The sequence below is a fragment of the Diaphorobacter sp. ED-3 genome, assembly GCF_027625375.1.
GTDB classification, from domain to species: domain Bacteria; phylum Pseudomonadota; class Gammaproteobacteria; order Burkholderiales; family Burkholderiaceae_C; genus Diaphorobacter; species Diaphorobacter nitroreducens.
In genome coordinates, this window is record NZ_CP115182.1 from 1,742,834 (window position 1) to 1,760,303 (window position 17,470).

17 protein-coding genes and 1 pseudogene are annotated in these 17,470 nt (G+C 66.9%); 4 read left to right on the forward strand and 14 right to left on the reverse strand.

Translation table 11 applies throughout. The features are described 5' to 3' along the window. Positions 1 to 64 precede the first annotated feature (64 nt). From PCQ86_RS08620 to PCQ86_RS08630, 3 genes are all read right to left on the reverse strand, one after another. Positions 65 to 2,056 (reverse strand): hypothetical protein, encoded by a 1,992-nt coding sequence (locus tag PCQ86_RS08620; RefSeq protein WP_270175280.1) that lies wholly within the window; start codon positions 2,054 to 2,056, stop codon positions 65 to 67. A 178-nt stretch (positions 2,057 to 2,234) separates the two neighbouring features. Continuing rightward, entirely contained in the window at positions 2,235 to 2,444 is a 210-nt protein-coding gene (locus PCQ86_RS08625; protein WP_270175281.1) for a hypothetical protein, read from the reverse strand. A 54-nt stretch (positions 2,445 to 2,498) separates the two neighbouring features. Then, positions 2,499 to 3,068, reverse strand: a complete 570-nt coding sequence (locus tag PCQ86_RS08630; RefSeq protein ID WP_270175282.1) for an MgtC/SapB family protein — start codon at positions 3,066 to 3,068, stop codon at positions 2,499 to 2,501. A 263-nt stretch (positions 3,069 to 3,331) separates the two neighbouring features. Between PCQ86_RS08630 and PCQ86_RS08635 the strand changes: the two genes are divergently transcribed. Together PCQ86_RS08635 and PCQ86_RS19860 are read left to right on the forward strand one after the other, a co-directional pair. Next, positions 3,332 to 4,312 carry an IS5 family transposase gene (locus PCQ86_RS08635; protein ID WP_028915768.1) on the forward strand — a complete coding sequence of 327 codons (981 nt, stop codon included), beginning with the start codon at positions 3,332 to 3,334 and terminating at the stop codon, positions 4,310 to 4,312. Between the two features lie 154 nt (positions 4,313 to 4,466). After that, a complete protein-coding gene (locus PCQ86_RS19860; RefSeq protein ID WP_066708443.1) occupies positions 4,467 to 4,685 on the forward strand; it encodes a hypothetical protein in 219 nt (72 codons plus the stop codon). Positions 4,686 to 4,824: 139 nt separating this feature from the next. Here PCQ86_RS19860 and PCQ86_RS08645 read toward each other — a convergent pair. Then, positions 4,825 to 4,956: pseudogene (locus PCQ86_RS08645) on the reverse strand (integrase core domain-containing protein); the annotation flags it as partial. A gap of 535 nt (positions 4,957 to 5,491) precedes the next feature. Between PCQ86_RS08645 and PCQ86_RS08655 the strand changes: the two are divergent. Next, complete coding sequence (locus PCQ86_RS08655; protein ID WP_270175283.1) at positions 5,492 to 6,472, forward strand: IS5 family transposase; 981 nt, start codon at positions 5,492 to 5,494, stop codon at positions 6,470 to 6,472. 126 nt (positions 6,473 to 6,598) lie between these two features. Here the strand turns inward: PCQ86_RS08655 and PCQ86_RS08660 are convergent. The 10 genes from PCQ86_RS08660 to PCQ86_RS08705 all read right to left on the reverse strand — a co-directional run bounded on the left by PCQ86_RS08660 (position 6,599) and on the right by PCQ86_RS08705 (position 15,989). Further along, a protein-coding gene (locus tag PCQ86_RS08660) for an IS3 family transposase (protein ID WP_270175284.1) occupies positions 6,599 to 7,713 on the reverse strand; the annotation gives its coding sequence in 2 pieces (ribosomal slippage) (positions 6,599 to 7,461 and positions 7,461 to 7,713; 1,116 coding nt in all). Between the two features lie 67 nt (positions 7,714 to 7,780). After that, positions 7,781 to 9,010 (reverse strand): putative bifunctional diguanylate cyclase/phosphodiesterase, encoded by a 1,230-nt coding sequence (locus tag PCQ86_RS08665; protein WP_270175285.1) that lies wholly within the window; start codon positions 9,008 to 9,010, stop codon positions 7,781 to 7,783. A 125-nt stretch (positions 9,011 to 9,135) separates the two neighbouring features. Beyond that, entirely contained in the window at positions 9,136 to 9,804 is a 669-nt protein-coding gene (sorB, locus tag PCQ86_RS08670; RefSeq protein WP_221892517.1) for a SorB family sulfite dehydrogenase c-type cytochrome subunit, read from the reverse strand. An 11-nt stretch (positions 9,805 to 9,815) separates the two neighbouring features. Continuing rightward, positions 9,816 to 11,057, reverse strand: a complete 1,242-nt coding sequence (sorA, locus tag PCQ86_RS08675) for a SorA family sulfite dehydrogenase catalytic subunit (RefSeq protein ID WP_270175286.1) — start codon at positions 11,055 to 11,057, stop codon at positions 9,816 to 9,818. 44 nt (positions 11,058 to 11,101) lie between these two features. Beyond that, entirely contained in the window at positions 11,102 to 12,487 is a 1,386-nt protein-coding gene (locus PCQ86_RS08680) for a beta-propeller fold lactonase family protein (protein ID WP_442874549.1), read from the reverse strand. Continuing rightward, a complete protein-coding gene (locus PCQ86_RS08685) occupies positions 12,487 to 12,975 on the reverse strand; it encodes a DUF305 domain-containing protein (protein ID WP_442874550.1) in 489 nt (162 codons plus the stop codon). The genes PCQ86_RS08680 and PCQ86_RS08685 overlap by 1 nt, the downstream gene beginning before the upstream one ends. 3 nt (positions 12,976 to 12,978) lie before the next feature. Further along, on the reverse strand, positions 12,979 to 13,821 hold the full coding sequence (locus PCQ86_RS08690) for an anti-sigma factor family protein (protein WP_066708469.1): 843 nt from the start codon (positions 13,819 to 13,821) through the stop codon (positions 12,979 to 12,981). Continuing rightward, the gene (locus tag PCQ86_RS08695; RefSeq protein WP_270175287.1) at positions 13,818 to 14,345 is read right to left on the reverse strand and encodes an RNA polymerase sigma factor; all 528 of its coding nucleotides are present in this window, start codon (positions 14,343 to 14,345) and stop codon (positions 13,818 to 13,820) included. Before PCQ86_RS08695 ends, PCQ86_RS08690 begins: the two co-directional genes overlap by 4 nt. Before the next feature lie 39 nt (positions 14,346 to 14,384). Beyond that, entirely contained in the window at positions 14,385 to 14,825 is a 441-nt protein-coding gene (locus tag PCQ86_RS08700; protein ID WP_270175288.1) for a nuclear transport factor 2 family protein, read from the reverse strand. A 117-nt stretch (positions 14,826 to 14,942) separates the two neighbouring features. Then, a complete protein-coding gene (locus tag PCQ86_RS08705; RefSeq protein ID WP_044305149.1) occupies positions 14,943 to 15,989 on the reverse strand; it encodes a YeiH family protein in 1,047 nt (348 codons plus the stop codon). Positions 15,990 to 16,120: 131 nt separating this feature from the next. Between PCQ86_RS08705 and PCQ86_RS08710 the strand changes: the two genes are divergently transcribed. Continuing rightward, the gene (locus tag PCQ86_RS08710) at positions 16,121 to 17,035 is read left to right on the forward strand and encodes a LysR substrate-binding domain-containing protein (RefSeq protein ID WP_200899120.1); all 915 of its coding nucleotides are present in this window, start codon (positions 16,121 to 16,123) and stop codon (positions 17,033 to 17,035) included. Positions 17,036 to 17,470 lie beyond the last annotated feature (435 nt).

Here is a 17,470-nt window from a genome sequence, read left to right on the forward strand (position 1 = left end):
GCCTCTAGCGCCCACCTGTCAAGCGCGAGCAGCTATGGATATTGAAGCAATGCACGCGCTGCCCCTACCAGGCCAGCGGGCTGGATGCATCCGCCCAGAAGATGAAGCGCCGCAGCTCCGCATAGCGCGACGTGCTGAGCAGGGCCGGGTCGGTGCCGCTGCCCTTGCGCAGCAGCACCAGGTAGCCGCTGTCGCTGCCCACGGCCAGGGTGTGGCCGTCGGGCGCTGCGGCGATCGCCAGGATGGCGCCGCCGATGTGGTGGCGCCAGAGGGCCGTGCCGTCCTCGGCCAGGCCGTGCAGATCGCCCTGTGCGTCGCCCTCCACACGCAGGCCATGGGCGGTGGCGGCGGGGCACGATGCAGGCAGGTTTGGCGGTGCGGCCGTGGGGCTCAGCGCCCACGCATCGACACTGACCCGCCACCACGCGGGTGCTTGCGTGGGGTGCACGGGCTCCGTGCGGGCCAGCAGACGGCCATCTTCCAGCCACTGCAGGGCGTCCACGGCGTGGCCGGTGCGCGCGGCGTGGTGGGCATAGACATGGGGCGCGAAGGCAAAGCGCCGGTGAAAGCGTGCGGACAGGTCGCCGTCGGCCAGCGCGTGTACAGCGCGTGCCAGTTGCAGCACGGCGCCAGCCTGGGGGCCGCGCGGGTCGGTGGGCTGCGCAGGCATGAAATGCACAGGGGCGGGCAGCGGTACGGTCGCCGGGGGCGTGCCGGCTGCCGCGGCACCGGGCGCCACACCACGGGCGGGTACAGCATCGCCTACCGCTGCGGCCGCCACGGCAGCGGCCGCCGCAGCGGATGACGCCGCGGGTTCCGTGCCGTGCTCCAGGGCCGCCGCGGCATCAGCGGCGTCGGCCTGCCGCAGCCAGTGCTCCCGCACGCGGGCGGCGTGGGCCCGGCCGTGGGCCTGCCAGTCGTGCGACAGCGCCATGAGGACGGGCCCGAACACCTCGGTGTCGGCCTCGTGCGGCGCGAAGGGCGGCAGGCGGGGCAGGGGCGGGGCATCGCCGGACAAGCCGCTGGTGTGCAGCGCCTGTTGCTCTTGTGCATGGGCGGCGTGCAGGCGCTGCTCCAGCGTGGTGAACAGCTCCAGCAGGTGCTGCATGTGCTGCACGGCGTGGTTGGGCAGCGGCGTGCGCGGATCGCTCTGGCGCTGGCTGTAGCTGATGCGCAGGCCGTTCGGGTGGGCCGTGCCCTCCGGCAGGGCATCGCCGGGCGTCAAGTCGATCTGGTAGCAGGCATGTGCGTCGTCCTCGGGGTCGCCGGCGCGCTCGCTGCCGTTGCGCCAGCTGAACTTGAGCGCCCGCCCCCATGAATGGCCCCCCTGCTGGCCGGGCTGGCGCGCGCCGATCCACACGTCGCCCTCCCACCAGCCGTTGCGCTCTGGGTCGCTCCATGTGTTGTAACGGGTGGTGAATACGGGCAGCAGCGTCAGCGCCTCGATGCGCGCGGGGGTGAGCGTGGCATGCAGCCGCTCGCGCACGGGCCGGCCGGCGCGGCGCTGGCCCTCGGCCAGGCGCCAGTAGGCCAGCACCTCGCGCCAACCCTCTCCGCAGGCGGCCAGCGCGCCGGCTGCCGCGTCGTCCGGACCAGCCTGTGCGGCGAGCGGTTGCCATGCGCCGGGCTGGCCGGCGCTGTCGTAGGCGCGGTATTGGCGCACCAGGCCGTCCGCGCCGGGGGGCGGAGGCGGGATGCCAGAGCGCAACCGCGCCCAGGCCTGCGCCAGCGCGTGGGTAGGTGCGCTCTCGGCCGGGGGCAGGGCGAGCCAGAAGTCCCAGCGCTTCCAGAGAGTGATGAACAGGGCGTCGTGGTAGGCGTCCTGGTCTTCATCCACGTGGCTGCGCGTGAGCAGAAAGTCCGTCTGCCCGAACCAGCCGGCTGCCTTGTGCTGGCTCTTGTCGGGCAGGGCCGCCTGGAGCAGCCGCCGTAGTTGCGCCGCGTCCATCGCATCGCCTGCGCACAGTCCGTGGTCCACCGGCAGCCCGGGCTCTTTGGACAGAGCCGGCTCGACCGCGCTGGTAGGCGGAGGCACGAATGAAGAGGGGCTGGGCATGGCAAAGGCGCACGGTTGTGTGGCGCATGGTAGCGCCGACACCGCTGCGCCATCAATGTGCGGCCCGTGGGCCCCTACGGGCCATGGGTAGCGGGGCGTCGGCCATGGCTTGGCTTGGGTTTTGCCGCTGCGGCGGGTAGCGCGGGCCTTGCCGACCGGGGCCCGCACGCGGGAGGGACTACAGCACGATCTTGCCGTCGGCGACATACAGCTCGTACTGGTCGCGCGGCAGGGCGGTGAGGCCTGCGGTGTTGTTGTCGTCGCGCCAGCTCAGCGTGACGCTGTCGGTGGCGAAGGTGAGTTCCACAGGTCCTTCCGGAATGGCAATGTGCATGCCGTCTCCTTCCCGGTAGGTGACGTGGCCTTGGATGGTGGCTTGCTGGGGCATGTGCGTGCTCCTGGGTCGTTGCGGTCAAAAGGGGGACGGGTGCCCCCTACCGCATTACAGGCCATCCTGCGGAGTGTCGGCTGTCAGACCAGCGCGCGTTTTGCGCCGCAGGCGTTTGCGTCGAGCCGCGGGCTGGCCCGGGTCCGTCGGTGCGGCGCGCTGTGCCAGAGGAATCACCCACAGCACCACCACTGCCAGCAGCGTGCCCAGGATGGCCGTGCTCTCACGCCCCAGGCCCGCGGCCACGCCGATGGCGGCCGTGAGCCAGATGCCGGCCGCGGTGGTCAGGCCCTTGACCTGGCCTTCCGCGTCGCCCTTCAGGATGGTGCCTGCGCCCAGGAAGCCGATGCCGGCGATCACCCCTTGCAGCACACGGCTGTTGTCCGCCGGGGCAATGCCCGCCTGCTGCGCGACGAGCACGAACAACGCGGCGCCCATGGCCACCAGCATGTGGGTGCGCATGCCTGCGGCCTTGCCGGCCTGCTCGCGCTCCCACCCCAGCAGGCCGCCCAGCAGCGCGGCCACGCCCATGCGCAAGACCACCCGCGTGGTTTGCTGGGGGTCGCCAATGTCCGAGAACTCGTGGGCGGCCACGGCCAGGGCGTCAGCCCACCAGCCGGTCATGGCGTGCCAGGCCTGAAGACCAGGCGAGAAAGGGGCAAAGCGGGGAGGAAAGCGTGGGGCGCTGCACGGTGCATGGCCGCCAGTGTGAAGCGCGTAGACCGGGGTGGGCAGCGGCGGCCGCCGCTCCTGCGGGTAGGACACGGCCGGGTGGCGGGATGCTCCGAAAAGCTGCAGGGCGTTAGATAAAAATTGGCCGTTAGGGAAGGTCTGAACAACTCCGCCCGATTGCGCGACAATGCCTCACCGTGATCGGGGTGAGTGCGATGCAGCTGTCGTTCGGTGATGCCGAGGGTCTGGGGAGCCGCAAGCGCACGCGGCGCGAGGTGTTTTTGGCGGAGATGGAGCAGGTGGTGCCGTGGCAGGCGCTGCTGGGTCTGATCGAGCCGCACTACCCGAAGATGGGCCGTCCCGGTCGCCAGCCCTATCCGTTGGCGACGATGCTGCGCATCCACTTCCTGCAGCAGTGGTATGCGCTCAGCGACCCGGCGATGGAAGAAGCCTTGTACGACACGCCGGTGATGCGCCGCTTCGCGCAGTTGGGCGGGCTTGCCGACATCCCGGACGAGACGACGATCCTCAACTTCCGCCGGCTGTTGGAGACGCACGGGCTGGCCGAGAAGCTCTTCGAGCAGGTCAACGCCCATCTTCAGCGCAAGGGCCTGAGCCTGCGCAGTGGCACGATCGTGGATGCCACGATCATCAGTGCGCCGAGCTCGACCAAGAACAAGGCGGGCGAGCGCGATCCGGCGATGCACCAGACCAAGAAGGGCAACCAGTGGTTCTTCGGGATGAAGGCGCACATCGGCGTGGATGACGCGTCCGGTCTGGTGCACCACGTGGAATGCACGGCGGCGAACGTGGCCGACGTGACGCAGGTGTACAAGCTGCTGCACGGCCGGGAAGACACGGTGTGCGGCGACAGCGGCTACACGGGTGCCGAGAAGCGCGAGGAGCTGCAGGACGTGGACGCCGGATTCCTGATCGCGGAGAAGCCGTCGAAGCTGCGTGCGATGAAGAACGAGCGCGAGCGGCGCTACGCCGAGCGGTGGGAGCGCTACAAGGCCAGTCTGCGGGCGAAGGTGGAGCACCCGTTCCGGGTGATCAAGCGCCAGTTCGGCTACACGAAGGTGCGCTACCGCGGCCTGGCGAAGAACGCGGCGCAGGTGCTGACGCTGTTCGCGCTGTCGAACCTGTGGATGGCGCGCCGGCGTTTGTTGCCGACGACGGGAGCAGTGCGTCCGTAAGGCGGGGAAACCCGCCAAAAACCGCCCTGCACGGGCGAAATCCGGCTCGAAAGCGACGCCAGGCCGGCGCCACGATGCCGCAATCCGGGCGGCAGAGCGGGTTGTTCAGACCTTCCCTAAAGCGGAGGTCGCCAAGGCGGAAGCCGAGCTGATCGTGCTCAACAATCGGCGCAGCGACATCGAGCAGGCCAATGCCCGCAAAGCCGCGCAGGCCGAACGGGAACTGGCCGATGCCCTGGCGCAGGCGCGTGAGGAACTGGCGCAGATCACCGGCACGGCGACCGATGCCGACCGGCAGGCGGCCATTGCCCGCAGCTACCGCGATCTGCGCTCGCGCCTCGCAGCGGAAATGGCGTGCTGTCGGTGCACCTGAACGGCGTGCTCGCCATTCAGATGAACGCGCAGGACACCATCCGGGGTGGCGGCCCGCTGCTCACCGCCTTCATCGGCGCGATACCATCCACCCCGGACTCACTGCCTGATTGGCTACAAGTTCCATACTCAGGTCAGAACTGCCGCCAGCGTTCGATCAGGACCTTCGCCTCGGCGCGGCTGCGGAACCACTCTCGGTTGAGCAGCTCGTCCCGCAGCTTGCCGTTAAAGCTCTCGACGAATCCGTTCTGCCAAGGGCTGCCAGGCGCGACGAGGCCCGGGCTGATGTGTTCGGTTACCTCGAGCGGTTCCACAACCCGAGAATGCGTCGTAGAGTTGCCCGGCGTGACCGGGAGTTTCAGGCCTTAATCAAACCGTCCTGGAAACGGGGTAGAACCCTTGGGGCGAACCAGCCCAAGTGCCTTTGGTCTGTGCGCTTTCGCAGAGGCAACGGCCCCGATCGCTGTTGAACCGACCGGGCTGACGGCTCCCGATCACGGATCAGCGTGAACGCTACGAAGAGTTTGAGAGAACTCGGGGGCGTGATCATGCGCCGGGGCCCGGCGCCATGGAGCGGCTTTGCCGTTATGTACCGAGGTGGCCTTGCTCTTGGCGATCCACGTCCTGACCGAGATCATGACTCGGACATGCGCTTTGCAACCACCTGCGCGCGAAAACCTCGGCCGGCTCCGGACGGGCGAAGTAATACCCCTGTGCTTCGTCGCAACCCAATGCCAGCGTAAGGGAAGGTCTGAACAACTCCGCTGCTGCAGGCGACAATAGCGCACCAGATTGGGGTGACGATCGATGCAGCTGACGTTCGGTGATGCCGAGACCCTGGGCCAGCGCAAGCGCACGCGGCGGGAGATCTTCCTGGCCGAGATGGAGCAGGTGGTGCCGTGGCAGGCGCTGCTGGCGCTGATCGAGCCGCACTACCCGAAGCTGGGCCGTCCCGGCCGCCAGCCGTACCCGCTGGCGACGATGCTGCGCATCCATTTCCTGCAGCAGTGGTACGCGCTCAGCGACCCGGCGATGGAAGAGTCCTTGTACGACACGCCGGTGATGCGCCGGTTCGCGCGGTTGGGCGGCGTGGACGCGATTCCCGACGAGACCACGATTCTCCACTTCCGCCGGTTGCTGGAAACCCACGGCCTGGCCGGGCGGATCTTCGAGCGGGTGAATGCGCATCTGGCGCGCAAGGGCCTGAGCCTGCACGCGGGCACGATCGTGGACGCGACGATCATCGCCGCGCCGAGCTCGACGAAGAACGCCGAAGGCAAGCGCGATCCGGAAATGTGCCAGACGAAGAAGGGCAACCAGTGGCACTTCGGCATGAAGGCGCACATCGGCGTCGATGATGAATCCGGCCTGGTGCACCACGTCGAGTGCACGGCGGCGAACGTGGCCGACGTGACCCGGGTACACAGGCTGCTGCACGGCCGGGAAGACACGATCTGTGGCGACAGCGGCTATACCGGTGCCGACAAGCGTGAAGAGTTGAAGGATGTGGAGGCCGGCTTCCTGATCGCGGAGAAGCCGTCGAAGTTGCGGGCGATGAAGAACCCGCGCGAGCGGCGTTACACCGAGCGCTGGGAGCGGTACAAGGCGAGCCTGCGCGCGAAGGTCGAGCATCCGTTCCGGGTGATCAAGCGCCAGTTCGGCTACACGAAGGTGCGCTACCGCGGCCTGGCGAAGAACGCGGCGCAGGTGCTGACGCTGTTCGCGCTGTCGAACCTGTGGATGGCGCGCCGGCGCCTGTTGCCGGCGATGGGGGTGGTGCGCCTGTAAGGCGGGAAAACCCGCCAGAAACCGCCTGAAAGGGCGGGAAATTGATCAAATCGACCCTGGTCCGGCGCTCTGACGCTGAAATCCAAGTGTCAGAGTGCGTTGTTCAGACCTTCCTAAGCTCCCCCGTCAAGCAGACACTTCAAAAGTAGAACTTTCGGCGTGGTGGGTTCGGTACTCGGCAGGTGTCATTCCGCCGAGCGAGTCGTGGGGTCGTTCTTCGTTGTAATCGATCATCCACCAGTGCGCGGCTTCGCGCACGTCCTCGAGCCGGGCGAACAGGTGCTGGTCCAGCACTTCCTCACGGAACGTGCGGTTGAAACGTTCGATGTAGGCGTTCTGGTTGGGCTTGCCGGGCTGGATGTACTGGATCGCCACCCCGTTGCTCTTGGCCCACGCAGTGAATGCCTCGCCCAGGAACTCCGGGCCGTTGTCCGAGCGCAGCACCTGTGGCAGGCCGTGGTCGCGCTTGAGTTGCTCGAACACGCGCACCAGGCGGTTGGAGTTGATCGAGGTGTCGACCTCTATGTGCAGGGCCTCACGATTGAAGTCATCGACTACGTTGAAGGTGCGAAAGCGCCGTCCGCAGGCCAGCGCGTCGCTCATGAAGTCGACCGACCAGACCGTGTCGGGCAGCTTCGGCACGTACAGCGCGACCCGCTCGCGCTTGGGCAGGCGGCGTTTCGCGGCACGCCTCAGGTTCAGTCGCATCGCCTTGTACACCCGATAGATCCGCTTGGGGTTCCAGTCGGGCCGGATCCTGCGCAGCTGGTCGTTGCACTTCCAGAAGCCCCGGCTGGGACGCTCCTCCACGAGCTTGGCCAGTGCCGCGATCAGTTCGGCATCGCGCACCGTCCAGTCCAGTGGCGGGGCGTACCACGCCGCCCGCGACAGCTTCAGGTAGCCACAGGACCGACTCAGCGGCCGCGCATGCACTTCGGTGAGAAAGCGCACCGCCTCGCGCTTCTGCGACGGCCCTACAGTTTTTTTGCGATCAGGTCCTTCAGCGCGATGTTGTCCAGCGCGAGCTCCGCATACATGCGCTTGAGCTTGGCGTTCTCCGCTTCGAGCTCCTTGACCCTTCGCAGTTCGGACGCCTCCAGGCCCCCGTACTTGCTCTTCCACTGGTAGTACGTCGCCGTGCTGATGCCGGCCTGGCGGCAGATGTCCTTGACCGGAACACCGGCGTCGGCCTGCTTGAGCGTCGCGACGATCTGCGTCTCGGTGAACTTCGATGTGCGCATGGAACCTCCTGGCTCGGAAACGATGCCAGAAAGTTCTAGTTATGAGATGTCTGGATGGCGGGGGAGCTTACGCCAGCAAGTGTTCCGCCTGCGCTGCCTCTTCCACACCTTCGGCCAGGGTCTTGAGGCCGAGGCTCTTCGCCATGGCAACGATGGCGGACACAATGGCGAGATCGTTGCGATCGGTCAGCATGTCCCGCACGAACGAGATGTCGATCTTCAGTTTATGAACGGGAAATCGCTTGAGGTAAGCCAGTGAGGAATACCCGGTGCCGAAATCATCGATGGACAGCGCAAACCCGGCCGAGGTCAGGGCGCGCGTGACCTCCACGGCACGTTCCGGGTCGCGCATCATGCCCGACTCGGTCAGCTCGAGCTCGATTGCAGAAGACGCTGCACCGGATTCGCGAGCGATCCTAAGACACCGGTCAACGAAATCGTCGTCCTCAAATTGTTTCGCGGCCACATTCACCGCGACCCTTCCGGGCAGCGGACACCCTCGTTCCTGCCAATGCCGCACCTGGCGGCATGCCCCGGCGAGCGCCCATTCGCCCAATGTACCGATCAATCCCCGTTCTTCCGCGATCGGGATGAATTCGGCTGGGGAAACCATGCCCCAATCCGCATCATGCCATCTCGACAGTGCCTCGGCGCCTACGATTTTGCCGCTGGGCAAATGCACCTGGAGATGATAGTGGAGTTGCAACCGTCCGGCGGCAAGCGCGGTTTCCAGGCGATGGACGATTTCCAGCTTCCTCGCCAAATCCGTACCCATCTCCGAACGGTAGAAGCGATAGCCCCCGCCGCTGGCCTTGGCCCGGTACATGGCGATGTCGGCGTGTTTGAGCAGCTCCTCGGCCGAGCGTCCATCTTCTGGATAGAAAGCAATGCCGATACTTGCCTTGAGCGCAAAAAACCGTCCATTGATTGCGAGAGGTTCGGCGAGCGCTTTTTGGATACGTTCGGCGATGAGGGCCGCGGCCGACTGGTTGGCCCCCATTGCAATCACGACGAACTCGTCGCCTGCCAGGCGCGCCAGGGTTTCCTCCTCTCGCAATGCGGCCTGAAACCGCCGGGCGATCTCGATGAGCGCCCGGTCGCCGATGGCGTGCCCCTGGGTGTCGTTGATCTCCTTGAAGCGGTCGAGATCCAAAAACAGAAGCGCCACCCGCTGTCCGTGGCGCTGGGCGCTCGCCAGCGCTTGCTTGAGCCGATCCAGGAACAACGCCCGGTTGGGCAGGCCCTGCAACGTGGTGGTGCGGGAGGACACGCCGGGGCTGAGCACCGTCGCGTTCATCGATCCGCAAACCATGGTCGCGTTGAGCGGCAACCCACAGGTGCGCGAGGTGGCCGATGACGCCGCGGCGCGGCTGGCTCGCGTGCGCGAACGCCTGGCGGCGGGATGAGGAACGCGGACCGGCGTCAGCGGCTCAGCACCCACTTCGCCAGCGTATCCAGCTCGGCCGGCGTCAGTCCCGGGTACGGCGGCATCGGCACCGTGCCCCACTTGCCGGCGCCGCCCGCGCGGATGTTGGCGGCCACCTGCTGCAGCGCATCGGCCTTGCCGGCGTATTTCGCCGCGACCTCCTTGAACGCAGGGCCCACGACCTTCTGCTCGACGGCGTGACAAGCGGTGCAATTGTTGGCCTTCAGCAGCGCTTCGGGCTGCAGCGACGCAGCGGTAGTGGGGGTTGCCGGTGCAGCGGTCTTCGGGGGCGGCGCGGCGGCCACCATGGCGGGTGCCGGTGTGGCAGCGGTGGTCTGCTCGGCGCCGTAGGTCTTGACGAGGTAGTCGACCATTGCCGGAATGTCCTCGTCGGAGAAGGGCGCACCGAACGGGTGTTTCATCTTCTTCACCGTGGCTTCCCAGTAGCTGCGCGGGGAGGTGGACGGCTGGTACTGCACATATTGCGCCGAATGACAGGTCATGCAGTTCTGCTGCACCAGCCGGTAGCCCGGCAGCTCGCTGGGCTTGTATGCGGCCGTCTCAGCGGGCAGCGTGATGTCCAGCGCGAAAGCGGCAGGCAGCGCGGCCGTCGCCGATATGATCCCCACGAGAACGCGCAGGCAGTAACGTTGTTTTGTGCTCATGCCTGTTCTCCTCATGCCGCGACGACGCGCGTGGTCTCGACGACGTTGCGCATGTAGCCGGCCGGGTTCCACAACGCGGACAGCGGCTGGCTTTGACCGATGCGGTTGACCGCGCGCACCTTCAGTTCATGAGCGCCTCGCTTGCTCGGCTTGAAGGCCACACTCCACTCGCGGAAGGAATACTTGCCCAAATCCTTGCCGAGCCGGGCTTCCGTCCAGGTGTGTCCACCATCGGCGGAGAAGGCGACTTCGGTGATGCCGAAGCCGCCGTCGAAGGCAATGCCGCGCACCACCGTCTCGCGCCCAACGCGCACCTTGTCGCCGTCGCGCAGGCTGGTGATGAACGAGCGCACGTTGAACCGGTTGATAGGCACGGTCTTGGCTGGCGCCTTGCCCGGCTCCACGCAGGCGCAGGCGTTGTCGGGAATGCGGTAGGCCGTACTCATCCAGAACCCGTCGAACGCCTTGTCCAGCACTTGAATGTCGGACAGGTGCTTGACCCAGTAGGTGCCGTAATGGCCGGGAACGATCAGCCGGACCGGATAGCCGTTGAGCATCGGCAGGTCCTCGCCATTCATCGCCCAGGCCAGCATCACCTCGCCGTCGAGCGCGTGGTCGACCGCGAGCGCCTTGACGAAGTCCGGGCTCTCGCCTTGCAGCGGCGGATGGTCCAGGCCATTGAAGCTCACCTGCACGGCACCGGCCTGCACGCCGGCCTTCTCCAACACTTTCTTCAGCGGCACCCCTGTCCAGCGTGCGTTGCCCATCGCGCCATTGGACAGCTGGCCGCCGTTGGCGCGCGGCGTGAAATGCCCGCGGCTGTTGCCGGAGCACTGGTTGACCGCCACCAGCTCCACCGGGTCGGCCAGACGCTTCAGGTCGTCCAGCGACAGCTCCAGCGGCGTGTTGACCTTGCCGCCCACGCGCAGCCGATAGCTTTGCGGATCGATCGAGGTGGGAATGCCGCTCCAGTGGTAGCGCACGAAGAACGCGTCGTTGGGCGTGATGACGCCTTCGTTGAAGACCGAAAACGGCGTCTCCAGCTGCGGCGGCCGGCTGGTCAGCAGGATCAGCGGGCGCTTCTGCGGAAAGGCCACCAACTCGCGCTCGCCATTGTCGAACGGCAACACGACGCGACCCGCAGTCGCCGCAAGCGCCTCGGCGGTCGGACCCATCAGGCCGGCACCGGCGCCGATGGCGCCCAAGGTCTTCAGCACACGGCGGCGCGCAGGCCAGGGGGGGGGTGTCGTCACGCTCCATGTTTGTCTCCTTCTTCGAGTAGATGGGAAACCGCGCCCTATCGGGCGCTCACCAGAACTGCATTCGACGCCTGCGCCGCCGCATCACCTTCGACCACGAGAATCTGCGCGACGGAAGGCGTTTTCGACGACATGGTGGTCACCGCGTCTCGCAGCGGGCCGATCACCGTGCCGTTGGCCGCCCCGGCGGGGTTGGTCTTGAAACTCGCGATCGGCGAACGCTGGCTGCTCACATACACGTTGTACACCGTTTGCGGCTTGAGCTTGAAGAGGAAGACTTCCAGAGCGTCCACCAGCCCCAGGTTGCGCGCCACGACGAAGCCGCGGGCCTCTCCCTGCGTGGCTTTGAGCGTAATGTTGACTGGCTCGTCGTTGACGCGGGGCACGAGGTGGGCTGTGCCCGTGCCGCTGGGCACGGCGTTCGACACATAGACCAGCGCCTGCGGGGCCTGCCCCACGGGTGCGCGAGCGATCACCCGGTCGGTGGCGGTGTCGATCACGTCCACCGCGTCACCGTTTTCCAGCCCCACGTACATGCGCGTGCCATCGTCGGATGGCCAGATGCCGTGCGGTAGCGCGCCCACCGGGATGGTGGCCAGCAGCTTGGGCGTGGCGTCGGTGGTGTAGACCTTCACCACGTTCTCGCCGCCGATGGTCACGTAGGCCAGCGTGCCGCGTGCGGTCTTGGCGAACCCGAGGTGGTTGGTGATGAATCCGGTCTCGATCACGCCCTTGACCTGAAGCGTATCGGTGTCGATGCGGGTCACCTTGCCCACGTCCTTGTGCGTCATCCACACTTCCTTGAAGTCCGGGGTTAACTGCAGGAAGGGCGAGAACGGGCTGACCACCGGGATGCGCTTGATCACCTTGCGCGTGGGCACGTCGATCACGTCCACCTCCGGCGTGAAGCTGTGCACCACGAAGGCGATGTTCTTCTGCGGATGGAACAGCACCATGCCCGGCCCGGGCGCGGTTTCGATGCGGCCGACTTCCTTGAAGGTGGCGGCGTCGATCACGGACACATAGTTCTCGCCGCGCACGACCGCCCACACTTGCTTGCCGTCCGGCGTGAAGAAGGCTTCGTGCGGCGAGCGGCCGATGTAGGCGATGCCTTTGACCTGGTTGGTGGCGGTGTCGATGAAGGCCACCGAGTTGGAGCCGTTGGAGATCGCGATCAGCGTCTTGTGGTCGGGCGAGAACCCCAGGCCGTGGACGTTGAGCTCACCCTTGTACAGCGGCGACAGCACGTCCGGCCGCACGTTGCCGAGGCGAATCTGACCCAGCAGCGTGTTGGACGAAGGATCGATCACCGACACCGTGTTGGTGTTCTGATCGGCGGTGTAGACGCGATCAGCGGGGGCCGGCGCGGCCAGCGCGATGCCGCTGCACATCACCAGTTGCAGGGCGAGGAAGAGTCGTTTCATCATCGGGTTCCTTGTGTCGTTTCGGTTGAGTGGGATGGGTGCGCCGCTGCGGCCTTGGCGGCGGCATCGTCGGCATGCCGTGCAATCCAGGCCTGCATCAGTCGAATCTCGTTGCGCTGCTCGACAATGATGGACAGTGCAAGGTTGCGCAGTTCCGGGTCCTTGGTGGACAGCAGCACAGCCTTGGCCATGTCGATGGCGCCTTGATGGTGCGGGATCATCATCACGACGAAGTCGTGGTCGGGGTTGCCGTTCATCGGGGCGGTACGCATGCCGTGGTCCATGACCGCCATCGCGTCGTCCATCAACTGGGCGAAGGACTTGGCGGTGCTGGCCACGAAGCTCGGCGGGGGCGGTGTCTGCGCTTCGGCCGCTGGGGAATGAGCATGCTGCGCCAGGGCCGGCAGGCTCGCCAGCATGGCCAGCGCCGCCATCGCCCACTGGCGGGCGGGTCTCGGTGATGTCATCTTGAAAGCGAGAGGCTGCATGGATCAGCTCGGTTGAAGTTGGGCGTAGACGGCCGTGGCGATGCGCGCCAGCTCGCCTTTGTCGATGCCGGCCGATAAGGCGTAACCGAACTTGCCGTCGATCCAATAGAACACATTGACCGGCCCCTCCTGCGCGAAGCGGAAGCCGGTATCCTGATTGGATGCTTGCTCGTTCGTGACGTACAGCGTCAGGCGCTGCCCCGTGGTGTCGTGGTACATGAACTGCGCCACCGGGCCGCTCGATCCGGGCAACAGGCGCCCGCCGATCAGTTCGTAGCCCAGTGCACCCAGCTTCGGGGGGCGGATCTTCGCGCCCAAGCGCTTGGACAGCCAGGCGACCAACTGGTCTTCCTGGTCGGCGCCGATCTCCACCGGTCGCCGCACGTCGGGGCTGTAGACCACGTGCGCGATGGCCGCTTGCCGCGGCAGGCTGCCGGCCGCCGCGTTGACGATGACCGCCGGCCCACGGGACGACTGCGCGAGCATCTCCGCGGTTTGCCATGCGCCGCGCCCCACCCAGCCGGCGCCTGCGCCGAAGAACACCAACGCAAAGCCTGCCGCCACGCGTTCGAGCGACCAGCGCGGCAGGCGTGCACCCGCGTGGCGTGCAGCGGCGCGCGTACGCGGCGCCCGGGCCGCGTGCAGCAAGGTGTCGGGGACGGCTTCGTCCAGCACCGCGCCGTACAGCGCCTTGATCGCCTGTTTGTCTTGCCGGTAGGCCTGCAAGCGCTGCGCCTCCTGCGGGCGCTCGGCCAGGTAGGTTTCGATCTCGGCGCGCCGGGATTCGGGCAACAGGCCGTCGACAAAGGCATGCAGATCCGCTTCAGTGATGGGCAACGGGTTCATTTCACCACCTTCAATGCCGTGGGTTGGATGTGTCCCTCCATCACGCCGCGCAGGCGCGCGCGGCCACGCGACAGCCGCGACATCACGGTGCCCAGCGGCACACCGAGCGTGCGCGCGATCTCGTCGTAGCTCATGTCCTCCAGCGCCACCAGCAGCAGCACCTCGCGCTGCTCGGGCGGGAGCTGCCGCAGTGCAATTTCGAGATCTCTCATTTCGAGGCCGTCGGTCTGTGAAGCCCTGACCGGCGACGCCAGCGCTTCTTCGTCCAGCGGCACGGCTACCACGGCGGGCCGGCGGCGCTGGTCCACATGCAGGTTGTGCAGAATGCTGAACAGCCAAGCGCGCATGTCGCCGTCCGGCCGCCAGTTGTCGATGCGGGCCCAGGCCCGCTCCAGAGCGTCCTGCACCAGATCGTCGGCAGCGGCGTGGTCGCCGACCAGCGCGCGAGCGTAGCGCCGCAGGCGCGGCAGGGCCGCCACCATCAGCGCGCCCGCCTCGGTCAACGCCACGTCCTGGGCCTTCATCGCGCACCGACGCCGTTCGCTGCCGTCGCCCGTGGCTGCTCAGTAACTGGCCACTGACAGTTTCGGATCGATCTGCCAGGTTTCGTTGACGATCTTGGCGTCGCGATAGGTCAGAACGTAGCGCACCTTGATCGGCTGCTTGCCCTCGAACTGCACGTTGGCCGTCACGGTCGCGCCCCTGGGGTTGGCGGCTTCCTCGACCTTGTCGACCGACACCTTCAAGGCCCCTTGGGACTTGGTGAACTTTTCCCACACGCCGCGGATCGCATCGGCGCCCGCGTAGCTGCCGTCCAGCGGCCCCCCAACCCAGGTGAGGTGGGCGTTGTCGGCATAGCCGCGCATCAGCGCGGCCAGATCGCCCGAGCCGATGGCCTGGAAGTGCGTGCGGGCGTCGTCGGCGGGTCCGGCGAACGCCGTGCCGCTGAACAGGGTCGCGAGAGCGAAAGCGGTGGCGGTGGCGGTGGCGGTGAGTCGTTTCATGATCGGTAGTCCTTAGTACGTGGGTGGAAGAAATGAGGTTGACATTGAGGTATACGGGAGCGTCGGCCGGTTTATTCCCGCCTGGGCGCAAAACTCATCGCCTCATCGCGGCATGCTTCACCCCAGCCAGTGGCTGACGGCCCGGTTCACACCATAGCCGCCGACCATCAGAAAACCGAACAGCGTGGCCGCCAGCAGCAAGGGCTTAAGGCCCGCTTGGCGGATGGCTCCCACGTGGGTACGCAGCCCGAGCGCGGCCATCGCCATGGCCAGCAGCACGGTGTCGAGCTGCACCAGGGCCGCGACCCATTGCGGCGGCAGCCACCCCAGCGAATTCACGCCGGCGGCGGCGATGAACACCAGCGCGAACCAGGGAATGGTGATGCGGGCCGCGCCACCCTGTCCGTCGGCCCGGACGGCCCTTGACAGCGCCAGCAGGAACGGCGCAAGCATCATCACGCGCAGCATCTTGACGATGACGGCCGTGGCGGCGGCCGGCTCGCTGACGCTGCGCCCGGCGGCCACCACCTGCGCCACCTCGTGGATCGTCGAGCCCGCGTACACGCCATAGGCCTGCTCGGACAGGTGCAGGTACGGGTACAGCAGCGGGTAGGCGAACATCGCCAGCGTGCCGAACACGACCACCGTGGCCACGGCCACCGACACCTTGTGCGCCTGCGCGCGCACCACCGGCTCGGCGGCCATCACGGCGGCGGCGCCGCAGATCGCGCTGCCCGCGCCGATCAGCATTGAGGTCTGCCGGTCCAGCTTGAACACGCGCGTGCCCAGCTGCAGCGCGAGAACAAAGGTCAGCGCCACCATCAGCGCATCGATCACCACGCCGGCCCAGCCGATGGCGCCGATCTGCTGGAAGGTGATGCGAAAACCGTACAGCACGATGCCCGCGCGCAGCAGCCGGTTCTTGGAGAAATCGACCCCGGCAGCCGTGTGCGCGGCGATGGCCGGAAAGAACGTGTTGCCGGCCACGATGCCCAGCACGATGGCCAGCGTCAGCGCCGACAGGCCCCAGCGCCCCGCCCAAGGCGTCTGCGCCGCCACCATGGCGGCGGCGGCAAGTAGCCCCGCCAGCGCCAGGCCTTGCCACCAGGCACGCGTCCTCCAGGTCGGAGGCGCAGAGGTCGTGGCGGACAACGAGGTGGACATGGTCGGACTCCTTCACGGAAAACGTTGGCTGGCGCTTAGAGACCGCTATGAGCGCCGCGATGCACGTCAGCTTCCTGCATCTGGTACCATGAGTCCAATACATTCTTTTCAAGAAAACGTAACTTTAAGTTATGCGACTGAATCTTCACCTGCTGCGCGTGTTCTTCACTGTGGCTGAGCTGCGAAGCTTCTCGCGCGCGGCCGAGGCCCTGTTCATCAGCCAGCCCGCTGTCTCCAAAGCCGTGCGCGAGCTGGAATGCCAGATCGGCCTACCCTTGCTCGAACGTGGCGCGGGCGGCCCCAAGAGCGCCCGGGGCGTGCAACTGACGCCGGACGGTGCGGCGGTGTTCGAGCATGCACGGGGCATCTTTGCGCTGGAGCGGGCCGCGATCGAAGACGTGCAGGCGCGCGTGGGGCTGCAGCGCGGTCGCCTGCGGGTGGGGGCCAGCACCACCGTGGGTGCCTACTGGCTGCCCCAACTGCTGGCGGACTTTGTGCATCGCCATCCAGCCGTCGATGTGCAAGTGGTTCAGGGCAACACGCAGATGGTCTGCGAGGCCCTGCTCGACTGCCGCATCGACATCGGTCTGGTCGAGGGCGATGTGCACGACCCGCGTCTTGCAGCGCACACGTGGCGCGAGGAGCCGCTGTGCGTCGTCGCTGGCGTGCACTCGCCGCTGGCGCGCAGCCGACGCCTCACCGCCGCCACACTGAGCAGCGAGATCTGGCTGCTGCGCGAGCCGGGCTCCGGCACCCGCGACGTGGCCGACCGGCTGCTGCACGAACTCGCGATCCGGCCACAGCGATGCATAGAGATCGGCAGCAACGAAGGCATCGCCCGCGCCGTCGCGGCCGGCCTGGGGGTGGCACTGCTGCCGATGCGCGTGGTGCGCGAGCTGCTGGCGCTGCGTGAAGTGGCTGCCCTCAAGCTATCAGGCGCACCCAAGCTGGTCCGGCTCCTGTGGCGCGTGGAACTGAAGGGCCGTCCGCCGTCGCCGCTGGTGCTGGCCTGGCGTGAGGCGCTGGCGCGCCCGCTCGCGCACTGACCGGGCGCGAGCGGGCCGCTCTGCTGTCGTTGCCTTCAGGAGTAGTCGTCTGAGCTGCGCGAGTTACTGGCACCAGATCGCATTCACAAGCTGACCGAGCAGGAGTTCGTAGATGCCGTTTCCCGGGTGCACGCGATCCGAGACCAGGCCGTCAGGCAGGGATACGAGCACTTGGTCTTGCCTGACCGACCGCAGGCCGGCGACGACAAGGTGGAAAAGTTCGGCGAGTGGCTCTGACGGCAGCGATTCGCGGAACGCGATCCGCAGCGACGACTGCCGAAGTGGCTTATTGCTTCAATCGCCGATTCGATCTTAAAACCACCCTCCCGCGCCTGATCATCGCAGCGGCGCGTACGTGCGCTTGCCCGTTGCAGATGATCAGGTGGGCTGAGGGACATTGCTAATCAAGAGTACTTGTGGCGTCCCCTTGAAATC

Excerpts from the sequence above, each read along its gene's own strand:
- PCQ86_RS08620 (WP_270175280.1), bottom strand. The coding sequence starts at position 2,056 with ATGCCCAGCCCCTCTTCATTCGTGCCTCCGCCTACCAGCGCGGTCGAG.
- PCQ86_RS08625 (WP_270175281.1), bottom strand. The coding sequence starts at position 2,444 with ATGCCCCAGCAAGCCACCATCCAAGGCCACGTCACCTACCGGGAAGGA.
- PCQ86_RS08630 (WP_270175282.1), bottom strand. The coding sequence starts at position 3,068 with ATGACCGGCTGGTGGGCTGACGCCCTGGCCGTGGCCGCCCACGAGTTC.
- PCQ86_RS08635 (WP_028915768.1), top strand. The coding sequence starts at position 3,332 with ATGCAGCTGTCGTTCGGTGATGCCGAGGGTCTGGGGAGCCGCAAGCGC.
- PCQ86_RS08655 (WP_270175283.1), top strand. The coding sequence starts at position 5,492 with ATGCAGCTGACGTTCGGTGATGCCGAGACCCTGGGCCAGCGCAAGCGC.
- PCQ86_RS08665 (WP_270175285.1), bottom strand. The coding sequence starts at position 9,010 with ATGAACGCGACGGTGCTCAGCCCCGGCGTGTCCTCCCGCACCACCACG.
- sorB (WP_221892517.1), bottom strand. The coding sequence starts at position 9,804 with ATGAGCACAAAACAACGTTACTGCCTGCGCGTTCTCGTGGGGATCATA.
- PCQ86_RS08680 (WP_442874549.1), bottom strand. The coding sequence starts at position 12,487 with ATGAAACGACTCTTCCTCGCCCTGCAACTGGTGATGTGCAGCGGCATC.
- PCQ86_RS08685 (WP_442874550.1), bottom strand. The coding sequence starts at position 12,975 with ATGCAGCCTCTCGCTTTCAAGATGACATCACCGAGACCCGCCCGCCAG.
- PCQ86_RS08690 (WP_066708469.1), bottom strand. The coding sequence starts at position 13,821 with ATGAACCCGTTGCCCATCACTGAAGCGGATCTGCATGCCTTTGTCGAC.
- PCQ86_RS08695 (WP_270175287.1), bottom strand. The coding sequence starts at position 14,345 with ATGAAGGCCCAGGACGTGGCGTTGACCGAGGCGGGCGCGCTGATGGTG.
- PCQ86_RS08700 (WP_270175288.1), bottom strand. The coding sequence starts at position 14,825 with ATGAAACGACTCACCGCCACCGCCACCGCCACCGCTTTCGCTCTCGCG.
- PCQ86_RS08705 (WP_044305149.1), bottom strand. The coding sequence starts at position 15,989 with ATGTCCACCTCGTTGTCCGCCACGACCTCTGCGCCTCCGACCTGGAGG.
- PCQ86_RS08710 (WP_200899120.1), top strand. The coding sequence starts at position 16,121 with ATGCGACTGAATCTTCACCTGCTGCGCGTGTTCTTCACTGTGGCTGAG.